This is a genomic window from Kitasatospora sp. CB01950 (assembly GCF_001905465.1).
Classification (GTDB): domain Bacteria; phylum Actinomycetota; class Actinomycetes; order Streptomycetales; family Streptomycetaceae; genus Kitasatospora.
Map to the genome: position 1 here is coordinate 599,870 of NZ_LISX01000001.1, position 25,982 is coordinate 625,851.

General features: G+C 73.7%; 22 protein-coding genes. 17 read left to right on the forward strand and 5 right to left on the reverse strand.

Going from position 1 to position 25,982, the window contains the following annotated elements; translation table 11 throughout:
- Nucleotides 1-19 precede the first annotated feature (19 nt).
- Together AMK19_RS02775 and AMK19_RS02780 are read right to left on the reverse strand one after the other, a co-directional pair.
- A complete protein-coding gene (locus tag AMK19_RS02775) occupies nt 20-709 on the reverse strand; it encodes a response regulator (RefSeq protein WP_073807724.1) in 690 nt (229 codons plus the stop codon).
- A 14-nt stretch (nt 710-723) separates the two neighbouring features.
- Complete coding sequence (locus tag AMK19_RS02780; protein ID WP_073807726.1) at nt 724-1,944, reverse strand: sensor histidine kinase; 1,221 nt, start codon at nt 1,942-1,944, stop codon at nt 724-726.
- 105 nt (nt 1,945-2,049) lie between these two features.
- On the opposite strand from AMK19_RS02780, the gene AMK19_RS02785 reads away from it, so the two are divergent.
- Both AMK19_RS02785 and AMK19_RS02790 read left to right on the forward strand, forming a co-directional pair.
- Nucleotides 2,050-3,054 carry an SAM-dependent methyltransferase gene (locus tag AMK19_RS02785; protein WP_073807728.1) on the forward strand — a complete coding sequence of 335 codons (1,005 nt, stop codon included), beginning with the start codon at nt 2,050-2,052 and terminating at the stop codon, nt 3,052-3,054.
- 14 nt (nt 3,055-3,068) lie between these two features.
- Nucleotides 3,069-4,232, forward strand: coding sequence for an NADH-quinone oxidoreductase subunit D (locus tag AMK19_RS02790; RefSeq protein ID WP_073808339.1), 1,164 nt, complete (start codon nt 3,069-3,071; stop codon nt 4,230-4,232).
- A 31-nt stretch (nt 4,233-4,263) separates the two neighbouring features.
- Here the strand turns inward: AMK19_RS02790 and AMK19_RS02795 are convergent, their stop codons facing one another.
- Nucleotides 4,264-5,121 (reverse strand): hypothetical protein, encoded by an 858-nt coding sequence (locus tag AMK19_RS02795; RefSeq protein WP_073807730.1) that lies wholly within the window; start codon nt 5,119-5,121, stop codon nt 4,264-4,266.
- A 223-nt stretch (nt 5,122-5,344) separates the two neighbouring features.
- Here AMK19_RS02795 and AMK19_RS02800 point away from each other — a divergent pair, with 223 nt between their 5' ends.
- The 10 genes from AMK19_RS02800 (at nt 5,345) to AMK19_RS02845 (ending at nt 19,082) form a co-directional block, all read left to right on the forward strand.
- The gene (locus AMK19_RS02800; protein WP_073807732.1) at nt 5,345-5,689 is read left to right on the forward strand and encodes a WXG100 family type VII secretion target; all 345 of its coding nucleotides are present in this window, start codon (nt 5,345-5,347) and stop codon (nt 5,687-5,689) included.
- Nucleotides 5,690-5,754: 65 nt separating this feature from the next.
- Nucleotides 5,755-8,967: a toxin glutamine deamidase domain-containing protein gene (locus tag AMK19_RS37905; RefSeq protein WP_158071857.1), complete on the forward strand. Its 3,213-nt coding sequence runs from the start codon at nt 5,755-5,757 to the stop codon at nt 8,965-8,967.
- Entirely contained in the window at nt 8,964-10,241 is a 1,278-nt protein-coding gene (locus AMK19_RS02810) for an SUKH-4 family immunity protein (RefSeq protein ID WP_073807735.1), read from the forward strand. Before AMK19_RS37905 ends, AMK19_RS02810 begins: the two co-directional genes overlap by 4 nt.
- A 49-nt stretch (nt 10,242-10,290) precedes the next feature.
- On the forward strand, nt 10,291-11,247 hold the full coding sequence (locus tag AMK19_RS02815; protein WP_073807737.1) for a Ppx/GppA phosphatase family protein: 957 nt from the start codon (nt 10,291-10,293) through the stop codon (nt 11,245-11,247).
- 152 nt (nt 11,248-11,399) lie between these two features.
- Nucleotides 11,400-14,294: a hypothetical protein gene (locus AMK19_RS02820; RefSeq protein ID WP_073807738.1), complete on the forward strand. Its 2,895-nt coding sequence runs from the start codon at nt 11,400-11,402 to the stop codon at nt 14,292-14,294.
- A 224-nt stretch (nt 14,295-14,518) separates the two neighbouring features.
- A complete protein-coding gene (locus tag AMK19_RS02825) occupies nt 14,519-15,322 on the forward strand; it encodes a sugar phosphate isomerase/epimerase family protein (RefSeq protein WP_073808340.1) in 804 nt (267 codons plus the stop codon).
- Between the two features lie 59 nt (nt 15,323-15,381).
- A complete protein-coding gene (locus AMK19_RS02830) occupies nt 15,382-15,807 on the forward strand; it encodes a VOC family protein (RefSeq protein ID WP_241844206.1) in 426 nt (141 codons plus the stop codon).
- A gap of 15 nt (nt 15,808-15,822) precedes the next feature.
- On the forward strand, nt 15,823-16,578 hold the full coding sequence (locus AMK19_RS02835; RefSeq protein ID WP_073807740.1) for a class I SAM-dependent methyltransferase: 756 nt from the start codon (nt 15,823-15,825) through the stop codon (nt 16,576-16,578).
- Between the two features lie 104 nt (nt 16,579-16,682).
- Complete coding sequence (gene ilvD, locus AMK19_RS02840; RefSeq protein ID WP_073807741.1) at nt 16,683-18,527, forward strand: dihydroxy-acid dehydratase; 1,845 nt, start codon at nt 16,683-16,685, stop codon at nt 18,525-18,527.
- A 54-nt stretch (nt 18,528-18,581) separates the two neighbouring features.
- A complete protein-coding gene (locus AMK19_RS02845) occupies nt 18,582-19,082 on the forward strand; it encodes a hypothetical protein (protein WP_083646449.1) in 501 nt (166 codons plus the stop codon).
- Nucleotides 19,083-19,089: 7 nt separating this feature from the next.
- On the opposite strand, the gene AMK19_RS02850 is transcribed toward AMK19_RS02845, so the two are convergent.
- Nucleotides 19,090-20,232: a hypothetical protein gene (locus AMK19_RS02850; RefSeq protein ID WP_143200019.1), complete on the reverse strand. Its 1,143-nt coding sequence runs from the start codon at nt 20,230-20,232 to the stop codon at nt 19,090-19,092.
- Nucleotides 20,233-20,285: 53 nt separating this feature from the next.
- Entirely contained in the window at nt 20,286-20,729 is a 444-nt protein-coding gene (locus AMK19_RS02855) for a hypothetical protein (protein WP_073807746.1), read from the reverse strand.
- Nucleotides 20,730-20,975: 246 nt separating this feature from the next.
- On the opposite strand from AMK19_RS02855, the gene proC reads away from it, so the two are divergent.
- From proC to AMK19_RS02880, 5 genes are all read left to right on the forward strand, one after another.
- The gene (proC, locus tag AMK19_RS02860) at nt 20,976-21,803 is read left to right on the forward strand and encodes a pyrroline-5-carboxylate reductase (protein WP_073807748.1); all 828 of its coding nucleotides are present in this window, start codon (nt 20,976-20,978) and stop codon (nt 21,801-21,803) included.
- An 11-nt stretch (nt 21,804-21,814) separates the two neighbouring features.
- Entirely contained in the window at nt 21,815-22,465 is a 651-nt protein-coding gene (locus AMK19_RS02865) for an HAD family hydrolase (protein WP_073807749.1), read from the forward strand.
- A gap of 96 nt (nt 22,466-22,561) precedes the next feature.
- Entirely contained in the window at nt 22,562-23,815 is a 1,254-nt protein-coding gene (locus tag AMK19_RS02870; protein ID WP_073807751.1) for an MFS transporter, read from the forward strand.
- A gap of 69 nt (nt 23,816-23,884) precedes the next feature.
- Nucleotides 23,885-25,069, forward strand: a complete 1,185-nt coding sequence (locus AMK19_RS02875; RefSeq protein WP_073807752.1) for an acetoin utilization protein AcuC — start codon at nt 23,885-23,887, stop codon at nt 25,067-25,069.
- Nucleotides 25,066-25,929, forward strand: coding sequence for a phosphatase (locus AMK19_RS02880; protein ID WP_073807754.1), 864 nt, complete (start codon nt 25,066-25,068; stop codon nt 25,927-25,929). The genes AMK19_RS02875 and AMK19_RS02880 overlap by 4 nt, the downstream gene beginning before the upstream one ends.
- The last annotated feature ends 53 nt before the right edge of the window (nt 25,930-25,982 follow it).

Below are 25,982 nucleotides of genomic sequence, written 5' to 3' on the forward strand. Positions count from 1 at the left end.
CGGAAGGGCAGGGTGGAGGTCAGGGGGTTTCGCCGGCGCGGACGAGGCCGTTCTCGTAGGCGAGGACGACGGCCTGGACGCGGTCGCGGAGGCCGAGCTTGGCGAGGATGCGGCCGACGTGGGTCTTGACGGTGGCTTCGGAGAGCACCAGGCGGGCGGCGATCTCGCCGTTGGAGAGGCCCTGGGCGACCAGCAGGAAGACCTCGCGTTCGCGTTCGGTGAGCGGGCCGAGGATCGCCGAGCCGGGCGTCGCGGTGGGGGTGGGGAGGACTTCGGCGAAGCGGTCGATCATGCGGCGGGTGGTGGTGGGCGCGACCACCGCGTCGCCGCCGTGGACGGCGCGGATCGCGGCGACGAGTTCGGTCGGCGGCACGTCCTTGAGCAGGAAGCCCGACGCGCCGGCCTTGAGCGCCGCGAAGGCGTACTCGTCCAGGTCGAAGGTGGTGAGGATGAGGACGCGGGGCGCGCCCTCGATCGGGTTGCCGCGGTCGTCGAGGCAGATCCGGCGGGTGGCCTGGACGCCGTCGAGGCGGGGCATCCGGACGTCCATCAGGATCACGTCGACCTCGGCGGTGCGCAGCACTTCAAGCGCCTGCTGGCCGTCGCCCGCCTCGGCGGCGACCTCGATGTCGCCCTGCGACTGCAGGACCATCCGGAAGCCGGTGCGCAGCAGTTCCTGATCGTCGACCAGCATCACGCGGATGGACATCGGTCGGGTCTCCTTCATTTGGACACTTTGAGGGGCAGGACGGCGCGGATCCGGAAACCGCCGCCGGGCCGGGGCCCGACGTCCAGGCTGCCGCTGACCATACCGACCCGTTCACGCATGCCGATCAGGCCGTGACCGAGTCCGTCGGCGCCGCCCGCGACGAGCTGTTCGCGGGTGCTGCCGCGGCCGTCGTCCTCGACCAGGACCTCCAGGTCGCCGTCCCGGAAGTCGACGGTGACCTTGGCGCTGGCGCCCGGGCCGCCGTGCTTGCGGACGTTGGTGAGGGCTTCCTGGACGATCCGGTAGACGGTGAGTTCCAGGCCGCGGGGCAGTTCGCGGACCTCGCCGGTCGCGGTGAACTCGACCGGCAGGCCGGCGGCGCGGACCTGGTCGAGCAGGTCGGGGAGTTCCTCGACGCCGGGCTGCGGCACGTACTCGCCGGTGGTGTCGGCGGTGCGCAGCACGCCGAGCAGGCGGCGCATCTCGGTGAGGGCCTGGCGGCCGGTGGAGGCGATGGTGTTCAGCGCCTCCTTGGTCTGCTGCGGGGAGGAGTCCATGACGTACGCGGCGCCGTCGGCCTGGACGATCATCACGGAGACGTTGTGCGCGACCACGTCGTGCAGCTCGCGGGCGATCCTGGCCCGTTCGGCGGCGACCGCGACCTGCGCCTGGGCGTCCCGTTCGCGTTCCAACCGGGCGGCCCGGTCCTCCAGTTCGACCAGGTAGGCGCGGCGGACCCGGGTCAGCCGGCCCCACGCCCAGCACAGCACGAACGGGGTGGTCATCAGTGCGGCCAGCACCAGCCGCTTGGTGGGGGTGTCGTTGGCGCTGTCGCTCGACGGGACCAGCCGCCACACCGTGAGCGGCCCCGCCGCCAGGCTGGCGATCAGCGCCAGTCTGGACGTCCAGGTCCGGCCGAAGGCCGCGCCGGTGTACGCGAACACCAGGTAGGCGGCGGCGGACACGCCGGGCTCGATCCGGCCGGCGACCTGGCTGAGGCCGAGGGCGACGGCCGCCGCGGTGGTGACGCCGGGCCATCGTCGCCGGACCACCATCAGGCCGGGCAGGACCACCGCGATCGCCAGGCCCACCCACAGCTGCGGCCCGGCGACCGGGTTCCCGTTGACGTCGACCTGTTCCGATGCCACCAGTACGCCGAAGACCAGCACCACCAGCGCCCAGGCGGAGTCCACCACCAGGGGGTGTCGGCGGAGCCAGGCGTTGAGTCGATGCACGTGTCCAGCCTAGGGAGTCGGACGGCGTGTTCAGGTCCGTCGTAGGAGCGATCCGGGGCTACTCCCCAGGGTGGAGATCGCCTCCTCCCGGTAACGTCGCCCGCCATGACATGGATGCGGTGGCGGCCCGCGATCGAACACGCTCTGTACCGGCCCGACGGCGGCTTCTACCGCAGGCCGGAGGGCCCGGCCGGACACTTCCGCACCTCCGTGCACGCCTCCGCCCGGTTCGCCGGCGCGGTGGCCCGCCTGCTGGCGGGCGTCGACGCCGCACTCGGCTCGCCCGACCGGCTCGCTTTCGTCGACGTCGGCGCGGGCCGCGGCGAACTCACCGTCGCCGTCCGCGCCGCGCTGCCCGCCGGACTGCGCGACCGGGTCGCGTTCCACGCCGTCGAACTCGCCGACCGCCCGGCCGACCTGCCCCCCGACATCGCCTGGGGCCCCGACCTGCCGACCGGCGTCAGCGGCCTGCTGTTCGCCAACGAGTGGCTCGACAACGTCCCGCTCGACATCGCCGGACGCGACGAGGACGAGGAACCGCGGTACATCGAGGTCGACGAGGAGGGCTACGAGCGGCTCGGCGACCCGCTCGACCGGCAGGACGCCGCCTGGGCCGAGCAGTGGTGGCCCGACGGCGAACGGATCGAACTCGGCGGACCCCGGGACGCCGCCTGGGCCGGTGCCGTCGACGCGCTGGAGAGCGGCCTCGCGGTGGCCGTCGACTACGCCCACACCCGCGACACCCGGCCGCCGTTCGGCACCCTCACCGGCTTCCGCGACGGCCGGGAGACCGCGCCCGTCCCCGACGGCGGCTGCGACCTGACCGCGCACGTCGCGCTCGACGCCGCCGCGGTTCCGGACCGCCCGGCGCTGCTGACCACCCAGCGCGCCGCCCTGCACGCGCTCGGCGTCAGCGGCGAACGGCCGCCGCTCGCGCTGGCGAGCACCGACCCGGTCGGCTACCTGCGGGCCCTCGGCGGGGCCGGCGAGGCCGCCGAACTCACCGACCCGGCCGGGCTCGGCGCGTTCCACTGGCTGGTCCAGGCCGTCCGCATGCCGGTACCGGACGACCTCGCCGACCTCCCGGGATGGCAGACTCTCACCTCATGAAGGACTCGACGGCCCTGACGGAGACCACGGTCGGCATCGGCCCGGGCGCGCAGACGCTCCCCGGGGAGCCCGGCAGCACCGACATGGTGCTCAACATCGGTCCCCAACACCCGTCCACACACGGCGTGCTGCGCCTGAAGCTGGTCCTCGACGGCGAGCGGATCAACTCCGCCGAACCCGTCATCGGCTACATGCACCGCGGCGCGGAGAAGCTCTTCGAGGCCCGTGACTACCGGCAGATCATCATGCTGGCCAACCGGCACGACTGGCTGTCCGCCTTCGCCAACGAACTCGGCGTCGTCCTCGCCGTCGAGCGGATGCTCGGCATGGAGGTCCCCGAACGGGCGGTCTGGCTGCGGACGCTGCTGGCCGAGCTCAACCGGGTGCTCAACCACCTGATGTTCCTCGGGTCGTACCCCCTGGAACTCGGCGGGATCACGCCGATCTTCCACTCCTTCAACGGCCGCGAAGAACTCCAGCACGTACTGGAGGAAGCCTCCGGCGGCCGCATGCACTACATGTTCAACCGGGTCGGCGGCCTGAAGGAGGACCTGCCGGCCGGCTGGCTCGGCCGGGTCCGGGCGGCCGTCGGCGTGGTGCGCACGCAGCTGCCGGTGTTCGAGAACCTGGTGCTCGGCAACGAGATCTTCCGCGGCCGGACGGCCGGCATCGGCGTGCTCTCCCGCGAACACGTCCACGCGTACGGCGTCACCGGGCCGATCGCCCGGGCCAGCGGCGTCGACTTCGACCTGCGCCGCGACGAGCCGTACCTCGCGTACGGCGAACTCCAGGACGTCCTGCGGGTGCCCGTCCGGGAGGAGGGCGACTGCCTGGCGCGGTTCGAGTGCCTGCTGGAACAGACCGCGAACGCGCTCGACCTGGCGGACGCGTGCCTGGACCGGCTGGCGGAGATGCCGGCCGGGCCGATCAACCTGCGGCTGCCCAAGGTGCTCAAGGCGCCCGAGGGCGAGACGTACGCCTGGACGGAGAACCCGCTCGGGGTGAACGGGTACTACCTGGTGTCGCGCGGCGAGAAGACGCCTTGGCGGCTGAAGCTGCGGTCGGCGTCGTTCAACAACATCCAGGCGCTGACGGAACTGCTGCCGGGGACGCTGGTGGCGGACATGGTGGCGATTCTGGGGTCGATGTTCTTCGTGGTCGGGGACATCGACAAGTAGGGGAACAACCAGGGGCTCCCGCCGCGGGGTCCTACCTGCCCGCCGGGTGCGGGGCGAGCTCGGGGTTGTGGGACTCGCAGAGGGTGACGAGGGCGGCGTAGGCCTCGGGGCCCATGAGTTCGGTGAGTTCGGGGCGGTAGGAGACGTAGACCGGGTCGGTGGCGGTGTGGGCCTCGGGGGAGCTGGTGCACCACCAGTGGAGGTCGTGGCCGCCCGGGCCCCAGCCGCGGCGGTCGTACTCGCCGATGGAGACCTGGAGGTAGCGGGTGTCGTCGGGGCGGTCGATCCAGTCGTAGGTGCGGCGGATCGGGAGCTGCCAGCAGACGTCGGGCTTGGTCAGGTGGGGGTCGAGGCCCTCGCGCAGGGCGAGGACGTGCAGGGCGCAGCCGGCGCCGCCGGGGAAGCCGGGGCTGTTGAGGAAGAGGCAGGCGCCGTTGACGCGGCGGGTCTGGCGGTCGCCGTCCTCGTCGAACATGGTGATGCCGCCGTCGCGGCGGATGCGGCCCTTGGCGTCGGTGCCCTGGGGGTGGTGTTCCCAGATGTCGGGGGTGAGACGGGCGGCGTGTTCGGCGACGCGCTGTTCGTCGTCCTCGTCGGAGTAGTGCGCGCCGAGGGTGCAGCAGCCGTCGGAGGCGCCGCGGCCGGGCTGGATGCCGTGGCAGCCCTTGCCGAAGATGCAGCCCCAGCGGGAGGTGAGCCAGGTGAGGTCGCAGCGGAACACCTGGTCGTCGTCGGCGGGGTCGGTGAATTCGACCCAGGCGCGCGGGAAGTCGAGGGCGACTTCGCGGACGGTGGGCATCGCCAGATCGACGACCGGGCCCTTGGCGGGCTTGGGAGCCTTGCCGGACTTCTTGGACTTCTTGTTCTTCGCGCTCTCAGCTGGTGCCACCCGGCAAGGGTATGGCCTGGGCGGGGAAGGGCGCGGTGCGGCGTCGCGGCTTTTCATCGGGTTTGCCGGGTATGGGGGGATTTCCCGAGGTCGCGGTGGAGGGTGTAGGTGAAACGGCTGTGAAAAGGGCCGCAGCCCGGGCGGCGGGGGCCCTGCTCGGCCCTAGGATGTCCCAGCCGGGGGTAGGTCGGGCGCGCGAGCGCCCTTGCACGGGGGAGTGCACATGGGCGACAAGGTCGTCATCCGGTCGTGGGAACTCCACGGCGAGGGACGGGAGTTCGAGGCCGTCTCGAAGGAGTTCGGCAGCGCGGCGAAGCAGTTGGAGAGCGGGTTGGCGGCGCTCGGTGCGCCGTGGGGCGGTGACGCCCCGGGGAAGCCGTTCGGGGCCGCGTACGGCGAGGCCAGGGAAGGTGTGCTGGCCGGGCTCCAGGGCCTGGCGGAGCGGCTCGACCGGATCGGTCGGGGCCTGCACACCATGGCGGACAGCATCGAGCGCACCGACAGCGAGATCAGCGCGGACTTCAACGCGCCGTCCTCCAACCACCCGACCGCAACCGGCCGGGCCTGAACCGCAGTCAGAGCACGCGGCGGGCGGCTGTGCACGCCGAACCGCACCACCCGAAGGGGGAGCACGTGTCCAGGAACCTGCCGGAGGAACTCGCCCCCGCGCTGGCACGGACCGGCCACGCGTGGCCGCAGGCGGACGAGGAGGGGCTGCGCCAAGCAGCCGGTCTGTGGCGGGAGTTCGGCTCGGAGGCGGACGCCCTGGTGCGCCGCGGCAACACGTCCGCGCAGCGGGTGTCCGGCGAGAACGAGGGCCCCGCGGTGGAGGCGTTCACCGCGCACTGGCAGCAGTTCAGCGGCGGCGGACGCGGCCAGCTGGACGACGCCTCCGCGGCGGCCGGCCTGGTGGCGGGCGCGCTGGACAAGGCGGCCGGCGTGGTCGACCACAGCAAGGCCGAGATCATCGCGGTGCTCCAGGAGCTGACCGAGAAGATCCGGGCGGCGGACGCGGCCGAGGCGAAGGCCAAGGCGGACCTCGCGCAGGCCGGCAAGGAGCTCACCTCCGGCATCGGCGGCCTGGTCGGCGGCCTGGTGTCCGGCGCGGTCGCCGCCGTGAAGGAGGGCGTCGCGGAGGCCGAGGAGCTGGCCGCCGTCGCGGACGCCAAGCGCAAGATCGGCCAGCTGCTGGAGCAGCTGGAGCGGGACATGGCGGACGCGGCGAAGGCGCTGGCCAAGGAGCCCGCGCTGATCGCCCTGGAACGGATCGCCCAGACCGACGGACGCGGCCTGCACGGCGAGAAGCGCGAGGGCTCGATGGCCGCGCGCTCCGGACAGGTCACCGGCGTGCTGGCGAAGTCCGGCGTGGGCAGCGCGGTGGAGGTCGCCGGAGTGGCCGGCGTGCACGCCGAACTGAAGGCCGACGGCACCGTCAAGACCGACCGGCACGGCAACCCGGTGCTGGTCGGCGACGACGGCCAGCGGGTCAAGGGCGTCGACGGCGTGAAGGTCGCCCAGGGCACCGACGGGACCCAGCAGCTGGTCGGCCCCGACGGCACCCCGATCGGCGGCGTCGCGATGGGCCAGGACGGCAAGCCGCTGCTCGGCAAGGACGGCAAGCCCGTGCTGGTCGGCCTGACCGGCGCGCTGGTCGGCACCGGCATCACGCTCGCCCTCGGTCTGGACGGACACCCCAAGCTCGACGGCGACGGCCACCCGATGATGACGGCCGCCAACGGCGCCCCGGTCTCCGGCCTGGTCGCCGACCCCAAGGGCCACCTGCTGATGGGCAGCAACGGCCAGGTCGTCACCGTCAACGCGGACCTGCAGGCGGTCGGCCCGAACGGGCAGATCGTCCAGTTCGGCGCGGACGGCCGCCCGCTCGACCTGATCGGCAAGGACGGCCAGCCGGTCACGATCAACGACGGCCAGAACGGCGGCCCGGGCGGCCACCACGGCCGCGGCGGCGACCAGGGCAACGGCCCGTTCAACGGCGGATCGAACGGCCGCGGCGGTCAGAACGGCCACGGCGGCAACGCGTCCGGCGCCAACGGCCAGGGCGGCGGCCCGCTGGGCGGCGTGCCGAGCAAGGTCGACAGCGTGATCCACGACGCGCAGGGACCCGACCGCGGCGACCAGTCGCAGTCCGCCCCGGCGGGCAACGGGCACCGCGGCAACAACAACTCGGGCCACCAGAACAACTCCGCTCCCGTGTCCGGCAGTTCGCACAGCGGTGGCGGCGGTGGCGGCGGTGGCGGCGGTGGCGGCGGTGGCGGCGGCGGCTCGTACGGCGGTGGCGGTTGGTCGCCGAGCGACTCGCCCGCGCCCTCCTCGTCGCACGGGCCGGTGTCGGTGCACGTCGACTCGGTGTTCGCGCCGCCCGCGCCGGCTGCCCCGTCGGTGGGCAGCGGCGACATCTGGTCGTCCGGCGGTGGCGGCGGCGGTGGCGGGATCCACCGCGGCGGCGACTCCGGTTCGGTGTTCGGCGGCGGCTCGGGCGGTTCGTCCGGTGGCGGCTCGATCCAGCTCGGCCCGGTGGCCGGTGGCGGCGGTCCGGTCGGCGGTGGCGGTGGTCTGCCGGTCGGCGGTTCGGTCGGCGCCGGTCCGGTGGCCGGTGCTCCCGGCCCGGTCGGCGGCGCGCCCGTCGGCACGCCCGGCACGCCCGGCGCGGCCGGCACCCCCGGTGCTCCCGGCACCCCGGGCACTGCGGCCGGTGCCCCCGGCGCCGCGGCCGGCGCTGCGGCGGGCACCCCCGGCGCCCCCGGTGCGGCGGCGGGCGGCGCGGCCGGTGCTCCCGTTGCGGGCGGGCAGGCCGGTTCGGCGGCCGCCGTGGTCGGCGTCGGCCAGCACCAGGCGGACGGTCGCCCGGTGGCGGCCCGCCCGGTCACCGGCCCCGTGCCGCCCACGGGCGGCGGCGGCCTCGGCCAGCAGGCCCCCGGCGGCCCCGTCCGGCACGACCCGCTGCCCGACGTCCGGCGGCCCGGCACCGTCGACGAGTCCGGCGCGCAGGTGCACCAGGCGTCCGCCGCCTGGCTGCTGATCACCGGCGGGCGCGGCGGCGGCCCGGTCCGGCCCGGCACCGCCGAGCAGGTGGTCCGCACCCTCGCCGACGGCCGCCCCTACGGGCTGCCCGGCGGGCTCGGCCCCGTCGACCCGGCGCACCAGGCCGAGGTGGTGCGCCGCACCCCCTCGCCGTACCCGGACCCGATGGTCGGCGAGTGGATCGAGGTCCTCAACGGCGGCGGCCCGGCCGAGAGCGGACGCGCCAACAACTGCCTGGACGTCGCGCTCTCGGCCGTCGACACCCTCGGCGGCGCGCCCAGCTGCGCCGCGCCCCGACTGCCCGACGGCCCGGCCGGCGAGCGCGGCGGCCGCGACCGCGCCGAACTCGAACTCGGCACCCGCTTCCTCGACCTCGGCGACGGCGCCGAGGCCCACGGCAAGCTCGGCCAGGCGCTGCTCGCGCACGGCACCGGCACCCGCGCCGTGCTGCTCACCGTCGACGGCTTCGGCCGCTCGCACACCTGGAACGCCGTCAACCACAAGGGCGTGCTCAGCTACCTCGACCACCAGACCGGCTACGCCGCGCCGACCCCGCTCTACCCGGCCGACCACGGCCTGTGGGCGATCGCCGTGGACGCCGCCGACCGCCCGATCGACCTGTCCGCGCCGCTGCCCGTCACCGTCGCCGTCCCGTCCGGGGCGGTCGTCGAGCCGGTGCCGGCCCCGGTGCCGGCCATGGTCGGCGCGCCCGCCGAGGAACCGGCCGCGGAGGCCGCGCCCGCGGCAGCGCCGCCGCGCTCCCGCCTCACCATCCACCGCACCACCGGGAGCACCAGCCGATGATCACCCGTGAACAGGCCCTCGCCGCCGCCCACCGCTGGGTCAACGGCGACCTCCCGCAGGAGGGTTCACGGCCTGTCAGGTGCCACGAGTTCGACCTCGGCTGGGTGCTCTGGCCGGAGCCCGCGCCGATCCTCACCGACCCGCTCACCGGGGTGCGCCGCGCCCCGGAGGAGATCGGCGCGGCCTGCGCCGTGGTCGACCGGGTCAGCGGCGAACTCACCGTCTTCCCGTCCGTCCCGGTGCCCGAGGTGGAGCGGCTCTACCGCGACCGCCTCGGCGCCGGCAGCCACCACCCCGCGCTGCCGCCCGTCACCGGCCCCGGCACCCGCGCCGTGATCGGCTACCGGGACGCCAAGGGCGTCACCCAGTCGCTCACCGTGCACTCCGCGCACGGCCACCCGCACCCCGCGCTGCGCGCCTGGCAGCAGCTGTCCGCGCAGGGCGTCGCCCTCGACGACCTGATCGCGCTCCGCACCGACCTGCGGCTGTCGATGCTCCCCGGCGGCTACTGGGAACACGTCATCGCGGCCCGGCTGCCCGGCGTCCGGATCGAGTTCGAGCAGCCGTACGGGCCGCGCCACGACCACCGGGCGGCCGCCGTCCGGGCCCTGGTCGCCCGTACCGGCCGGGCCTACAACCGGGTGCCGTTCCCGCCCGCCGTGCCGCCCGCCCAGCCCGAGGACGAGAACGGCCTCGCACAGCGGCTGGCCGCGCTGTTCGGCGAGAACGGCACGCACCGCTTCGAGCAGGCCGAGGTGCTCGCCGCCGACGTGCCCGAGCTCGCCGCCCGCGCCCTGCAGCGCACCGGCCTGCCGCGCACCGTCGCCGGGTTCTTCACCCTGCACCGCCCCGAGAGCGACGGCATTGCCGAACCGGCCGCGCCGGTCCTGCCCGACCTCGCCGAGCACCTCGGCGCGCTCGGCCGCGGCCGCCGCGCCACCGCCGCCGCCCGGGCCGCGCTGATCGGGCAGCGGCTGCTCGGCACCGACGGCTGGGCGCTGTTCAGCGTCGACACCGCGCAGGGCCGGGTCCGCGCCGTTGACCCCGACACCTGCGAGGCCCGCTACTGCAACGCCGACCTGACCGCCTTCACCCGCTGCCTCGCGCTGCTCGCCGAGCGCTACCCGCGCCTGCGCGACCTGCCGCCCGAGCAGGCCGGCCCCGCCGTCGCCGAGTTCCAGTGGGCGCTGGCCGCCCTCGACCGGACCGCCCTGCGCGACCCCGAGAACTGGTGGGCGGTCATCGTCGAGCAGCTCTGGGACGGGCTGTTGTGACCCCGTCGGCATCCCGGGTGGTCACCGGTTTGGGCTAGGTTGGACGGTCATGCGACTCGGTGTGCTCGACGTAGGCTCCAACACCGTCCACTTCCTCGTGGTGGACGCCCACCCCGGCGCGGCCCCCCTGCCCGCGTACTCGCACAAGGCGGACCTGCGCCTCGCCGAACTGCTGGACGCGGACGGGGCGATCAGCCCGATCGGCATCGACCGGCTGGTCTCCATGGTCGCGTCCTCGCTGCGGGTCGCCGAGGACAAGGGCGTCGTCGACCTGCTGCCGTTCGCCACCTCCGCCGTCCGGGAGGCCACCAACGGCGAGGAGGTGCTTCGCCGGGTCGAGGAGGAGACCGGCGTCGCCCTCACCGTGCTGTCCGGCCAGGACGAGGCCCGGCTGACCTTCCTCGCCGTCCGCCGCTGGTTCGGCTGGTCCTCCGGCCGGCTGCTCAACCTCGACATCGGCGGCGGCTCCCTGGAGATCGCCTGCGGCCTCGACGAACAGCCCGACGTCGCCACCTCCCTGCCGCTCGGCGCCGGCCGCCTCACCTCCCGGCTGCCCGGCGACGTCGCCGACCCCGGCGACATCCGCGAACTGCGGCGGCACATCCGCGCCGAGATCGCCGGCGCGGTCGGCGACATCGCCCGGCTCGGCGCGCCGGACCACTCGGTGGCCACCTCCAAGACCTTCAAGCAGCTCGCCCGGATGACCGGCGCCGCCCCCGAGGGCGCGGGCGTCCGCGTCCCCCGCAAGCTCACCCGGGCCGGCCTCTCCGCCTGGCTGCCCCGGCTCGCCGCGATGACCCCCGCCGAACGCGCCCGCATCCCCGGCGTCTCGCTCGGCCGCGCCCGCCAACTGCTGGCCGGCGCGCTGGTCGCCGACGCCGCAATGGACCTGTTCGGCCTGGAGGAACTGGACATCTGCCCGTGGGCGCTGCGCGAGGGCATCATCCTGCGCCGCCTCGACACCATGGACGGTCAGGACAACAACCGGGTCGCGATCGAAGCGTGACCCGGCGAACGGCGACAACTCCCGTTTGTCCCTAGGGGATTTCGTGTGCGAGCGGTTAAGATCCCGGTGGTTTTCAGGGGAACGCTCGCCGGGGGGTTGCAATGTCCGTGCCGCTTCGTACCGACCATCGGAGAGGACGGCGCCGGGTTGCCGTGACCGCCAGGCCGCTGGCGGTCGCGCTGCTGGCGTCGCTGGCCCTGCTGCTGCCGGGCAGCGGCCCGCAGCCGGCGGTGGCCGCGTCCGGGACGGCTCCGGCGCCCGCCGCGCTGCCCGCCGTCCAGGCACCGACGTCCGGCGCAGCGCCGTCCGCCGGCTCCGGTTCGTCCGCCTCCGGTTCGTCCGCGTCCGGGCCGGCCGCCGCCTCGGCGGCCACGCCCGGCGCCGCACCGACCTCGGGCGGCCTGCCCACGCCGAGCCGGCCGCCGCGCCCGCTCTCGTACCCCTCCCGGACCCCCGGCCCGAACGACCCGTGCCCGCCCACGCTGACGCCCCACGTGCTGATGCGCTGCGCTGCCGCTTCGAACGAGCCGACGCTGCTCAAGCTCGACGTGACGGCGGGCCAGGACCTGGTGATCATCCAGGTGACCAGCTCGCTGTCCGGCATGCTGCCGCGACTGTCCGACCCGGACGGCCAGCAGGTGCAGTGCGACGTCAGGGCCGACACCTACAGCTTCGGCCCGGCCCGGTGCCCCACGACCAGGGCGGGCACGTACACGCTGCGGCTGTTCAACTTCGGCGACCGGTCGCTGCCGATCGCGCTGTCGTACCTGCCGGTGCTCTCCACCGACGCATGCGTGACGATGAAGGGCACCGACACCTCGCTGGGCAACCCCACCGTCTACCGGGGCACCCTGCCGGTCGGCATGGCGGGTGACTGCTGGGTGACCGACTTCGCCACCGGCGACGTGGTGCGCAGGCTCAGCACCGACGTGAGCCAGAGCCTGTTCGACGCCACCGGCCGGGACGTCTGCGCTCCCGGCAGCCCGAAGGTGTCCGGGCCGGACTGCACGCTGGCCGGCACCGCCCCCTACCGGCTGGTCGCCCAGGGCACGCACGTCAGGGGCGACGACGAGACCTACTCCGTGGCCATGTCGCGGCTGTCGCGGCCGGAGGGCTGCCCGGTGGTCGAGCCGCAGGCGTACGGGGTGGCCCCCGACCTGACGGATGCCACCCGCTGCCGGATCCTGCGGGTGCCCGCCGACGGCCACCACCTGTTCCGCGGGACGCGCGACAGCGGCGACACCGGCGGCACCCTGTACCGGCCCGACCTCAGCACGCTCTGCCCGTCCGGGGACTGCGACCTCAAGGCCGGCGACTACCTGTTCACCGTCCCGCCGAGCACCTACGCGAGCCCGTACGCGATGGTCTTCCGCTCGGCCGCCGAGACCCGCGGCTGCACCGCCGGCCGGGACGACCAGATGGCCTCCGGCGCGTCCGTCGGGACCTTCGAGTCGGCCGGGAAGGACATCTGCCGCACCCTGCCGACCGCGTCCGGCCAGGCCCTCTACGTGCTGAACGGCACGCCGAATGGCAAGACGGCGCGCTACCGCGTGCTGGACGCCGCCGGCGTCGAGCAGTGCCACGGCTTCACCGTGTACGACACCTACCAGGTGTGCCAACTGACCGGCGCCGCGCCGTTCCGACTGACGGCGGAGGCCCAGGGCCCGTTCAACTACCGTCTTCTGGTGCAGCGGGTCGGCGAGACCGCCGGCTGCACGCCCTGGGGCGCTTCCGAGTACGGCACCGGCAGCGGCCTGCGCACCGGCCTGACCGGGAAGCCGGCCGACGGCGCGCTGGAGGCCTGCTTCACCGTTCCGGCCGACCACCCGGCCACCGAGCTGGTCGGCTACCAGGTGGAGGGGGCGGACGACGACGCCGAGCTGCACCTGGTCGACCTGTCGGGCCACGATTTCTGTGCCATCGCCTACCTCGAAACCTGCCGACCGCCGGTCGGCGAGCCCTACACCGCGATGCTGAGGAACGGCCTCGGTCTGGGGAAGTACACGGTGGTCCGCCGGGACGCCACCCCGTCCGCCGTCTGCGACCTGCCGCGCTCTTCGGGCCGGGTCGGCGCCCCGTCCACCGTTCTCACCTACGAGAGCACCCTCGACGCGCACTGCACCGCGTTCGACGCGGACCGCGCCGACCTGTTCCAGGTGAGCGCGCACGCCGCCACCAACTCGCTGTACGGCATGTTCAGTGTGCTGGACGCCGATGGCAAGCGGCTGTGCCTTTGGTCGGCCACCGACTGCCGGGCCACCGGCTCGACCCGCTACCTCGCGGTGGCGGCCTCCCCGACCGTGGACGCCAGCCAGACCCCGAGCCGACTGGACGTCTGGCGGCTGGCCACCGCCGCCGGCTGGGCGCCCGAGTGCGCCGCCCACCCGGTCTCCGCGGACGGCTTCGACCAGCGCAGCGGAGTGCTGAGCGACGACAACCCGCTGTACTGCGCGGTGCTGGAGATGAAGCCCGGCCAGAAGGTGGACGTCGCCTCCGTCACCGACGACTTCGTCAACCGGCCTCGGCTGACCGTGGCCGGCCGGGAGAACTGGGCAACCGGCGACACCGCCTACAAGTGCACCCAGGACGACGCGAGCACGGGCACCAACACCGCGTGCACGTACAACGGCACCACCACCGGGCACGCCGTGCTGCTGCTCAGCCCGGGCCGGGCGCACCTCCCGCTGGCCTACACGCTGCAGGGGGCCCGGCCGGGCACCGGCACCGAACGCTCCGGCGTCCCGGAGTCGATCAGCCCGGCCGTGCTGCCCGCGGGCGGCCTCGCCGAGATCACCGTCCACGGCACCGGGCTCAGCCTCAACACGCAGTTCTCGCTGTCCGGCCGAATCCCCCCGTGCGGGGCGCTGGCGTGGCGCCCGCTGCGGGTGAACGCAACGGGCACCGAACTGGTCGTCCGGGTCAACCTGGACGGAGCCTGCACGGGCTACGACGGTAACTACGACCTGCTGATCAATGGCGTCCCGCACAAGGACGGCGTCCCCTCGCCGGGCTACCTGCCCAAGGCGCTGAAGGTGATCGCCGGGTAGTCGCCGGGTCCCGAGTGCCGCATCGCACACCGATCGGCGCTCCGGCGGGGCCGCGCCTTGCGCTTAACCTGGTTCGCGTGGTGGATTCAGCGGACCAGCGAAAGCCGAGGCGCGGCCCCCTGCCGTTGAAAGCGGCGCGGGCCGCCCGCGCGGCGCGCCGCAAGCTGGAGCGCCCGCCGCTGCTGCGCACCACCGACCGGCTGGTGCTGCCGCCGCACCCGGCGCTGCACGTGCCGGACACCAAGGTGGCGCTGTCCACCGCGTCCGTGTACCCGTCGACCACCGAGACCGCGTTCGAACTGGCCTCCCGGCTCGGCTACGACGGCGTCGAGGTGATGGTCTGGAACGACCCGGTCAGCCAGGACGTGGAGGCGCTGCGGCGGCTCTCCGACACCTACGAGGTGCCGATCCTCGCCGTGCACGCCCCCTGCCTGCTGATCACCCAGCGGGTGTGGAGCACCGACCCGTGGACCAAGCTGGTGCGCGCCCGGAAGGCCGCCGAGCGGCTCGGCGCGGACACCGTGGTGGTGCACCCGCCGTTCCGCTGGCAGCGGCAGTACGCCAAGGAGTTCGTCGCGGGCATCGACCGGATGGCGGGGGAGACCCCGATCCGGTTCGCGGTGGAGAACATGTACCCGTGGCGCTACCGGGACCGCGAGATGCTCGCCTATGCGCCCGGCTGGGACGTCACCGAGGAGGAGTACCGGAACTTCACCGTCGACCTGTCGCACGCGGCGACCTCGCGGGTGGACGCGCTGGAGCTGGTGGACCGGATGGGGGACCGGCTGGCGCACGTGCACCTGGCGGACGGCTCCGGGTCCGGCAAGGACGAGCACCTGATCCCCGGGCGTGGCAAGCAGCCCTGCGCGGAACTGCTGGAGCGCCTCGCCCGGACCGGCTTCGACGGGCACGTCGTGCTGGAGGTCAACACCCGCAAGTCCGGCTCCCCGGCCGACCGGGAGGCCGACCTCGCGGAGGCGCTGGCCTTCACCCGCCTGCACCTGGCGGCGGTCCGGCCGGCGCTCTGACGGATCGTCGGTTCGCGAAGCGCCGGACAGCCCCGCGGGCCCGCGCCTACAGTCGGACCGTGATCGAATCGAACGGCGGGGCAGGCCCGATCGGCCCCGACACCCACGTCCGACTGGCCCGCCCGACCCGTGACATCGCCGCGGCCGAACGCTTCTACGTCCAGGGCCTCGGCCTGTCCGTGCTGTGGCGCACCACCGAGCGGGTCTCCGGCGAACACGACCTGCTGATGGTCGGACTCCCGGGCGGCGCCTGGCACTTCGAGCTGGCCGTCGACCCGGAGAACCCCGTCGAACCGGCCCCGACCGTCGAGGACCTGTTCGTGCTGTACCTGGGCGCGCCCGTGGACGAGGCCCTGATCGAGCGCCTGGTCGCCGCGGGCGGCCGCCGGGCGCCCGCGCACAACCCGTACTGGGACGAATTCGGCGTGACAGTGGTGGACCCCGACGGGTACGGCCTGGTGCTGTGCTCCCGCACCTGGGGCTGAGGAGAGGACGAACCGATGAGTGACCTGCAGGCCCACGCCAACTCCTTCGGCGCGGTCGCCGCCGAGTACAACGCGGCCCGGCCGTCCTACCCGGCCGAGCTCTTCGACGCACTGGAACGCCTCTCCGGCCGCCCGCTGAACGGCGCGGACGTGCTGGACGTCGGCGCCGGCACCGGCATCGCCACCCGCCTGCTGGCCGAACGCGGCGCCCGGGTGGTGGCCGTCGAACCCAGCGACGGCATGGCCGCCGTGCTCCGCGACGTCAGCCCCGGGCTGCCGGTGGTCAAGGCCGGCGGCGACGAACTCCCCTTCCACGACGCCTCGGTGGACCTCGTCACCTACGCCCAGGCATTCCACTGGACCGACCCCGACCGCTCGATCCCGGAGGCGCTGCGGGTGCTCCGCCCGGGCGGGTCGCTGGCGCTCTGGTGGAACGTCAAGGACTACAAGGCGTCGTGGCTGGCCGCCCACCAGGAACGGATGGCGGCCGCCCTGCCCGGCTACCACTACTACGGCGGAGTGATCGCCGGGGCCGAGAAGTTGACCGAGGCCGGCCTGGAGGTCCGCGAGACCACGCTCCACTGGGAACGTCCGTTGACGGTCGATCAACTGATCACCGACCTGACCTCCCGCTCCTACGTGGCGGTGCTCGACCCGGAACGGCGCGCCCCGATCCTGGCCGCCGAACGGGCCGCGCTGCTCGCCGAATTCCCCGACGGACAGCTGATCGAGCCCTACCGGCTGACCCTGTACGTCGCCCCCAGGCCCTGACCCCGAGCCGCCCGGATTGACCGCATCGCGGACACCTGGTCCGGATCCGGGCGGCGCGGGCGTAGGCTCGACAAACCCCGAAAGTTCCCGAAGGAGCGGCTCCGATGCCCCAGCTGAGGTCCAACACGGTCACCCAAGGTCGCAACATGGCGGGCGCGCGCGCCCTTCTGCGCGCCGCGGGCGTAGCCCGCGAGGACTTCGGCAAGCCGATCATCGCGGTCGCCAACTCCTTCACCGAGTTCGTCCCCGGGCACACCCACCTGCAGCCGGTCGGCCGGATCGTCTCCGAGGCGATCAAGCAGGCCGGCGGCATCCCCCGCGAGTTCAACACCATCGCGGTCGACGACGGCATCGCCATGGGCCACGACGGCATGCTCTACTCGCTGCCCTCGCGCGACCTGATCGCCGACTCGGTCGAGTACATGGTCAACGCGCACTGCGCGGACGCCCTGATCTGCATCTCCAACTGCGACAAGATCACCCCGGGCATGCTGATGGCCGCGCTGCGCCTCAACATCCCCACCGTGTTCGTCTCCGGCGGCCCGATGGAGGCCGGCCAGGCCACCCTGGTCGACGGCACCGTCCGCAAGCTCGACCTGGTGGACGCCATCTCCCAGGCGGTGAACGAGAACGTCTCCGACGCGGACATCTCGATCATCGAGGAGAACGCCTGCCCGACCTGCGGCTCCTGCTCCGGCATGTTCACCGCCAACTCGATGAACTGCCTGACCGAGGCCATCGGCCTGTCGCTGCCCGGCAACGGCTCCGTGCTGGCCACCCACACCGCCCGCCGCGCCCTGTACGAGCAGGCCGGCCGCACCGTCGTCGACATCACCAACCGCTACTACGGCGGCGACGACGCCTCCGTGCTGCCGCGCAACATCGCCACCCGCGCCGCGTTCGAGAACGCCATGGCGCTGGACATCGCGATGGGCGGCTCCACCAACACGATCCTGCACCTGCTGGCCGCCGCCCAGGAGGCCAAAGTCGACTTCGACATGCGGGCCATCGACGCGATCTCCCGCAAGGTGCCCTGCCTGTCCAAGGTCGCCCCCAACGGCAAGTACTACATGGAGGACGTGCACCGGGCCGGTGGCGTCCCCGCCATCCTCGGCGAGCTGTACCGCGGCGGGCTGCTCAACGAGGAGGTGCACACCGTGCACTCCGACTCCCTCGACGAGTGGCTCAAGACCTGGGACGTGCGCGGCGGTTCGCCCTCCGGCGAGGCCGTCGAACTGTGGCACGCCGCCCCCGGCTGCGTCCGCTCCGCCGAGGCGTTCAGCCAGTCCGAGCGCTGGGACACCCTCGACACCGACGCCGCCGGCGGCTGCATCCGCAGCGTCGAGCACGCCTACTCCGTCGAGGGCGGCCTCGCCGTGCTGTACGGCAACATCGCCGAGGACGGCTGCGTGGTGAAGACCGCCGGCGTGGACGAGTCGATCTGGCGCTTCCGCGGCAAGGCCGTGGTCTGCGAGTCCCAGGACGAGGCGGTCGAGAAGATCCTCGCCAAGCAGATCGCCGAGGGCGACGTGGTGGTCATCCGCTACGAGGGCCCCAAGGGCGGCCCCGGCATGCAGGAGATGCTCTACCCGACGTCCTTCCTGAAGGGCCGCGGCCTCGGCAAGGCCTGCGCGCTGATCACCGACGGCCGGTTCTCCGGCGGCACCTCCGGCCTGTCCATCGGCCACGTCTCCCCGGAGGCGGCCTCCGGCGGCGCCATCGCCCTGATCGAGGACGGCGACCCGATCACCATCGACATCCCGGCCCGCACCATCAACCTCGACGTCTCCTTCGAGGAGCTGCACGAGCGCCGCCTCAAGCTGGAGGACGGCAACGGCTACCGCCCGAAGAGCCGCGACCGCCAGGTCTCGGCCGCCCTCAAGGCCTACGCCGCGATGGCCACCTCCGCCGACAAGGGCGCCGTCCGCGACGTCTCCAAGCTCGGCTAGTCCCCCCGCGCGCCGCCCGGGGACGGGCCGTACGGCGTGGCGATAATCGGACCCGTGACGACGATCGCCGACGACGCGCCCGCCCCCGAGCCGATCCGCTTCTTCGGCACCACCTGGGTCGACCGCGGCACCGCCTACTGGCGGCGCCGCGTCCTGGTGTCACTCGGCGCCCTGGCGGCCACCGCCGCCGGGGCGCTGCTGCTGCGCCTGGGCGTCTCCGGGGTGCGGATCTCCGGCGCCGCCCCGCTCACCGTGCTGCTGACGCTCGCCATCGGCGTCTGCACCGCCCTCGCGGGCCTGCGCACCTGGAAGATCCTCACCGAGGGCCGCGCCTCGCTCACCGGCTGGATGGCCGAGGACAGATCACTGGCCGGCGTCTGGCTGGTCGGCTTCACCGGCACCCTCGCCGCCTACTTCCTGCGCAGCCTCGCCGAAGCCCCCGGGGAGGGCCTCAAGCGCGCCGTCCACGACGAGGAGACCGCCACCTGGCTGCGCCGCCGGACCGCCCGTGCGGAACGCGACGCCCGCAAGGCGGCCCGGCGGCGACGGCGCTGAACGGCCGTCAGCTACGGCTGGCGGTACCGCACTCGCCGCTCTCGTCGAGCGGCCGGCTCCAGTCGTACGGGTCGGTAGCCGGGCCGCCGCTCGGCGCGGCCGTCCCGGAGGACCGGTCGGCGCGGAACGACGGACGCAGGTAGCCGTCGTGGAAACCGCAGAGGGTGTTGGCCCGCTCGGTGCTCCACCTGGTGAGCGACACCTTGTCCTTCTTCACCTGGAAGCGCGCCGGATCGGCGAACCGGATGTCGAGCTTGCGGCGGACGATCTCCCGCTCCACCTCCACCGTGCCCGGCTCGGCCTGGATCAGGGCCACCGACTTCGCGCCGCTGCTGCTGCTGCCGCCGCTCGGCCGGGAGCCGCCGCCCGGGGTCGTCGGCCCGGTCGACGGCGCGGCCTTGCCGACCTGCGGGCCCGGCTTGAGCGCGTAGACGAAGGTGACGTCGACGTGCACCAGCAGGCCCTGCTCGCCGTCGCCCTCGAAGGTGATCAGGCCCTGCACCTTCACCTGGTCGGTCACCGGCACCGCCCACTCCGGGTCGAAGCGGCTCACCCAGGTCGCCGGGTCGTTCTCCTTGCTCGGGTGGGCCAGGTCCGCGGCCAGGTCGTCGCCGTTCTGCTGGTTCGTCAGGTCGAGCGCGGCCTGCGGGTACCCGCCCGCCACCACCTTCGGGTCCAGGTTGGTGGCGACCAGGAAGGCCTTGGCCAGTTCCAGGTCCTTGGCCACCCGGTCCTGGTCGAACACCCCGACCGCGGTGGCCTGCGGCAGCGCCAGCCCGTCCGGGCCGGCCGGCCACGCCTCGGCGGGCGAACCCGCCCACGGCCGGTCCACCGTCGCGGTCTCCGGGGACACGCTCGGCGGCGCCTTGGTGGGCGTCGCCGTGGCCGCACCCACCGACGGCAGCGCCGAGGACTGGGCCCGCAGCTTCTCCTTCGGGTTGCCCTTCCAGGCCATCACCGCCACCGTTGCCCCCAGCGCGGTCACGGGTATCAGCAGGGTCAGCAGCGTGTTGCGCAGCCGGTGCGGCTCCCGGCCCGACGCCTCGGGGGGCGTCGCTCCCCGGACGTGCTCCTCGTCCAGGTCCATCCTCTTGAAGGGGTTCCCCTGCTGTCCGGAGTCGCTCGGACCCGGCTCCTCAAATCTCGGCACGGCCGGAAGTATGCCGACCACCGCCGACACGCCCGACACCGGGGGCGGTAGAGCTACCCCTTGCGGGCGGCCTTCACCGAGCCGACCACGCCCGCCACGCCCAGCAGCAGACCCGCCGGCAGCAGCGAGGTGAACAGCGCCCCGAACAGGCCCCAGTCGCCCAGCAGCCACAGGTTCACGGTGTTCGCCAGCCACAACGCCGCGGACGCCGGGACCGCCGACTGCCACGGGTGCTCCTCCGTCCACCGCTGCAGCCGCCGGTCCCCGCCCTTGCGCAGCCGCCCGCCGACCGCGCCGACCAGGAAGAAGAAGAACAGCCCGAGGCCGACCGGCCCCGCCAGGATGTCCATCGACCAGTGCCCGGTCACCACGTCCACCGCGAGGGCGGCGCCGCCGACCACCGCGCCCACCGCCGTCGCCGTCCGCCAAGGCCCGAGCGTCGCTGCGGCGACGGCGACCTGACGGTTCTCACGTCCTGACAACTCTCCGTGTCCCATGCCTCCACGGTGCTCCACGGCCGCTGCGGAATCCAGCACCGGAACCCCTGATATTCCCCCTACGGGGCGTTACGGCCACACCGTCACGTCGATCGTCGGCCACCCCGCCGGCACCGCCGGCCGCACCGGGCACCGGTTGCGGCGGACCGGGAACGACCTCCGCCCGCAGGGTGGACAGCTGCGCCGCGGCCGGCGCGTTCCGGGAGAAGATGGCCGCCAGGAACCGCAGCACACGGAGGGCCCGCCATGAGCAACACCACCACCGCCGGCCAGAAGATCGCCTTCCTCGGCACCGGAAAGATCGGCGAGGCCCTGCTCTCCGGCCTGCTGCGGGCCGGCACCGACCCGGCCGACGTCCTGGTCACCGCCCGCCGCCCCGAGCGCGCCACCGAACTCGCCGACCGCTACGGCGTCGCCACCGCCACCAACGCCGAGGCCGCCAAGCTCGCCGACACCCTGATCCTCGCCGTCAAGCCGCAGGACATGGGCACCCTGCTCGACGAACTCGCCGAGCACGTCGCCGCCGACAAGCTGATCGTCTCCGCCGCCGCCGGCATCCCCATCGCCTGGTTCGAGGACCGCCTCGCCCCCGGCACCCCCGTGGTCCGCGTCATGCCCAACACCCCGGTGCTGGTCGACGAGGGCATGAGCGTCATCTCCGGCGGCCCGCACGCCACCGAGGCCCACCTGGAACGCACCGAGGCGATCTTCCGCTCGGTCGGCAAGGCCCTGCGCGTCCCCGAGAGCCAGCAGGACGCCGCCACCGCCCTCTCCGGCTCCGGCCCCGCCTACTTCTACTTCCTGGTCGAGGCGATGATCGACGCCGGCATCCTGCTCGGCCTGCCCCGCCAGGTCGCGCACGAGCTGATCGTGCAGTCCGCGATCGGCGCGTCCGTGATGCTCCGCGACTCAGGCGAGCACCCCGTCAAGCTGCGCGAGGCCGTCACCTCCCCGGCCGGCACCACCATCGCCGCCATCCGCGAACTGGAGAACCACGGCGTCCGGGCGGCCATGCTCGGCGCCCTCGAAGCCGCCCGGGACCGCTCCCGGGAACTCGCCACCGGCGGAAAGTAGGCTGGAACAACGTGAGCTACGACCTGCTGATCCTCGACAACGACGGCGTGCTGGTGGACAGCGAGCCGATATCGAACCGGGTGCTCGCCGAGTACCTCACCGAACTCGGCCACCCCACCACCGTCGAGGACTCCTACCGCGACTTCATGGGCACCGCTGCGCACCACGTGCACGACGTGATCGCACAGCGGTACGGGGCCACCCTCCCCGAGGGCTTCGACGACCTGTACCACGACCGGGTGTTCGCCGCCTTCGCCGGTGAACTCAAGCCCGTCCGCGGCGCCGAGACCTTCCTGAACCACCTCCGGGACAACGGCGTCCGCTACTGCGTCGCCTCCTCCGCCCACCACTCCTGGATCCGCACCGCACACCGCCTCACCGGCCTGTCCGGCTACTTCACCGACGACCTGCTGTTCTCCGCCCAGGACGTCGGCATCGGCAAGCCCGCCCCCGACCTCTTCCTGCACGCCGCCCGCACCATGGGCGCCGACCCGGCCCGCTGCCTCGTCCTGGAGGACAGCGGCAACGGCGTACTGGCCGCCCGCGCCGCCGGAATGGACGTGTACGGGTACGCCGCGCTCACCGACCCCGACAGGCTCACCGCCGCCGGAGCCACCGGCCTCTACACCGACCTGGAACGGGCCGTCGACCTCCTGAACTGATCGCGCGCGACCCCTCCCGCAGCCGCCGCCCACCGCCTACGCTCTGGCCAACATCCTTCGTACCGGCCGGTAGCGTCGGTGGTGAGCGAGGTTTCCATGCAGGTCACGGCCGCGGCCGAACCCACCCCGCGACTCCGGAAGGCCCGCGCCGCGCTGGCACTCTCCTTCCTCCTCCAAGGCACCACCTTCGCCCTGCTGGTCACCTGCATCCCCGAGATCCAGGACCGCTACGGCCTCAGCGACGCCCTGCTGCCGGTCTTCCTCGCCGCCGTCCCGATCCTCGCCGGCCTCGGCTCCATCGGCTCCGAGACCCTGGTCAAACGCACCACCGCGCGCGGCGTCCTACGGGTCGTCCAACCCGCCATCTGCGTCACCCTCGCGCTCACCGGCCTCGGCAGCCAACTCTGGCAACTCGCCCTCGCCCTCGGCCTGTTCGGCATCCTCGTCGGCGCCCTCGACGCGTCCATGAACATGCTCGGCGTCGGCCTCCAGCACCGCTACGGCCGCAGCATCATGATCGGCTTCCACGCCGCGTTCAGCCTCGGCGGCATCATCGGCGCCGCCCTCGCCGGCCTCGCCGCCCACTACGACGCCGGCCTCCCCCTCGTCTTCGGCGGCCCCGCGATCGTCCTCGTCCCCGCCGCGCTCCTGATCGGCCGCCACTTCGCCGGACCCGCCGAACTCGGCGACGCCGTCCGCGAAGCCGCCGAACTCGCCGCCCGCCGCATCCCCTGGCGGCCGCTGCTCCCGCTCTGCGCCGCGATGGCCTTCGCCTACATAGCCGACGCCTCGGTCTCCAACTACAGCGTCAAGTACCTCACCGACGGCCTCGGCAGCCGCGAGGACCTCGCCAAACTCTCCTACCTCGGCTACATGGTCGCCATGCTCCTCGGCCGCACCGTCGGCGACCGCGCCGTTCAACGCTTCGGCGCCGTCCCGGTCGTCCGCGCCGGCGCGAGCCTCGCCGGCGCAGGCTTCCTGCTCGCCGCCCTCGCCCCCGCCGCCTGGGCCGGCATCCTCGGCTTCACCGTCCTCGGCCTCGGCATCTGCGCGATCATCCCCCAGGTCTTCGCCGCCGGCGGCCGCCTCCTCCCGCACGCGAGCGACGCCGCCGTCGCCCGCCTCAACCTCTTCAACTACGCCGGCTTCCTCATCGGCTCCCCCCTCGTCGGCACCCTCGCCGAACTCTCCTCCTACCGCTGGGCCTTCGGCGCCCCGATGCTCCTGATTCTCGCCATCCTCCCGCTCGCCCGACACTTCGCCCCGGCGGGCGGACAGGCGGGTCCGGAGACAGGGGCGCAACCGAGTGCGGAACCAGGGGTGCGAGGAACTGCGCGAAGCGGAAGCTGACCAGCGGAAAGTCGCGCTACGGGCAATGACTCGCACCTGACCGCGCCCCTCCCGGATACCGTGTGCCCCATGGCAGATACTTGCGGACTGCACCTCTACTGGGACGAAGCCGAAACCGGCTACGACTTCGGACCGGGCCATCCCATGGACCCGACCCGTCTCGCCCTGACGATGCGTCTGATCGAGTCCCTCGGCCTGACCAAGCACCCCGACGTCCAGCTCCGCTCCGCCCCCGCCGCCGGCGACTCCACGCTCCGTCTGGTCCACACCGCCGACTACCTCGAAGCCGTCAAGCGGGCCGCCGCCGACCCCACCGCCACCGACCCCGTCCACGGTCTCGGCACCGACGACAACTGGTCCTTCCCCGCCCTGCACACCGCCTCGGCACTGATCGCCGGCCAGTCCGTGGCCGCCGCCGAGGCGGTGTGGCGCGGGCAGACCCCGCACGCCGTGAACTTCGCGGGCGGCCTGCACCACGCGATGCCCGGCCAGGCGTCCGGCTTCTGCATCTACAACGACCCCGCCCTCGCCATCGCCCGCCTGCTGGAGCTCGGCGCGGAACGGGTCGCGTACGTCGACGTGGACGTGCACCACGGCGACGGCGTCCAGCAGACGTTCTGGAACGACCCCCGGGTGCTCACCGTCTCCCTGCACGAAAGCCCCAGCACCCTTTTCCCGCAGACCGGTTGGGCCACCGAGACCGGCGGCCCGGACGCCCAGGGCACCGCCGCCAACCTGGCGCTGCCCGCCGGCACCGGCGACGCCGGCTGGCTGCGCGCGTTCCACGCCCTCGTCCCGGAGCTGCTGGCCGCGTTCCGCCCGCAGGTGATCGTCAGCCAGCACGGCGCGGACACCCACATCGAGGACCCGCTCGCGCACCTCGCGGTGACCGTCGACGCGCAGCGCCTGATCGCCGAGTCGGTGCACCAACTGGCCCACCAGTACGCCGACGGCCGCTGGGTGGCCACCGGTGGCGGCGGGTACGCGGTGGTCGACGTGGTGCCCCGCACCTGGACGCACCTGGTGGCGACCGCGGCCGGCCACCCCGTCGACCCGGCCACCGAGACCCCCGAGGAGTGGCGCGCCGAGGTCTACCGGCTGACCCGCCGCCCCGCCCCGCTGCGGATGACCGACGGCGCCACCCCGGACTGGAAAGACTTCCACGACGGCGGCTACGACCCCGCCGACCGCCTCGACCAGGCCATCCTGGCCACCCGCCGCGCCGTCCTCCCGCACCACGGACTGCTCCCGTGACCGCGCCCGGCCGCACCCGCGACGAGCTCCGCGCCCACCTGCTGAAGCGCCGCCTGGCCGGTCCCGACGTGCCCACGCCCCGGCAGAACAACCTGCGCCACTACCGGCTGTTCGCCCAGGGCGACCCCAAGGCGCTGATGGGCCTCGACCCGCACCACCGCCGGGACGAGGCCGCGGTGCTGCGCCTGATGGCCGAACGTGTCGGCGTCGACCCCGACCCCCGGTACACCGAGGGCCCCGACACCATCGACCCCGAGCTCACCCTCGATGCCCTGGACCGCCTCGCCGCCCTGCTGCGCCGCACCGCCGACCGCCGCGGCAGCGTGCTGGCCGGCACCGGGCATCCCAACAAACTGGCGGGCTTCCACGGGGCGCTCGCGCGGGCGCTCGAAGCCGCCGGGTGCGCCGTTCGCACTCCCGCGCGGGCCGTACGCTTCCGTGAGCCCACCCCGGAGGGTGACCGCCCCCGTTACCTCGACGTGGTCGACCGGGTGCTGGTGACACGCGCCCTGGACGGCCCCGAACGCCCCGAACGCCCCGGCCGCCCGGGGCGTTCCGGCGACCTCGCGCACACGCACTCCCCGCTCCCCGTCCGGCTCGCCCTGACCGCCCTCGCCGAGGCCGGTCACCGCCCGCCCGACCTGGTACTGGGCGACCACGGCTGGCTGTGCGGCGCCGGCCTCCTCGGCATCCCGGCGGGCGGCATCGCGGACTGCAACGACGTCGCCCCGTTCGCCGCCGAGGCGGACGGCCTGGTCGAGGTGGTCGTCCCGCTGGAGGACGGTTCGGACCCGTCCTGCTACAGAGCACTGAGCGACTACGTACTGCAACGGGCGGATCTCGCACCGTACAACAGTTGACGGCCACCCCCTTCCCACCCGTACCACCCATAACTACTCTGGGGATACACGTG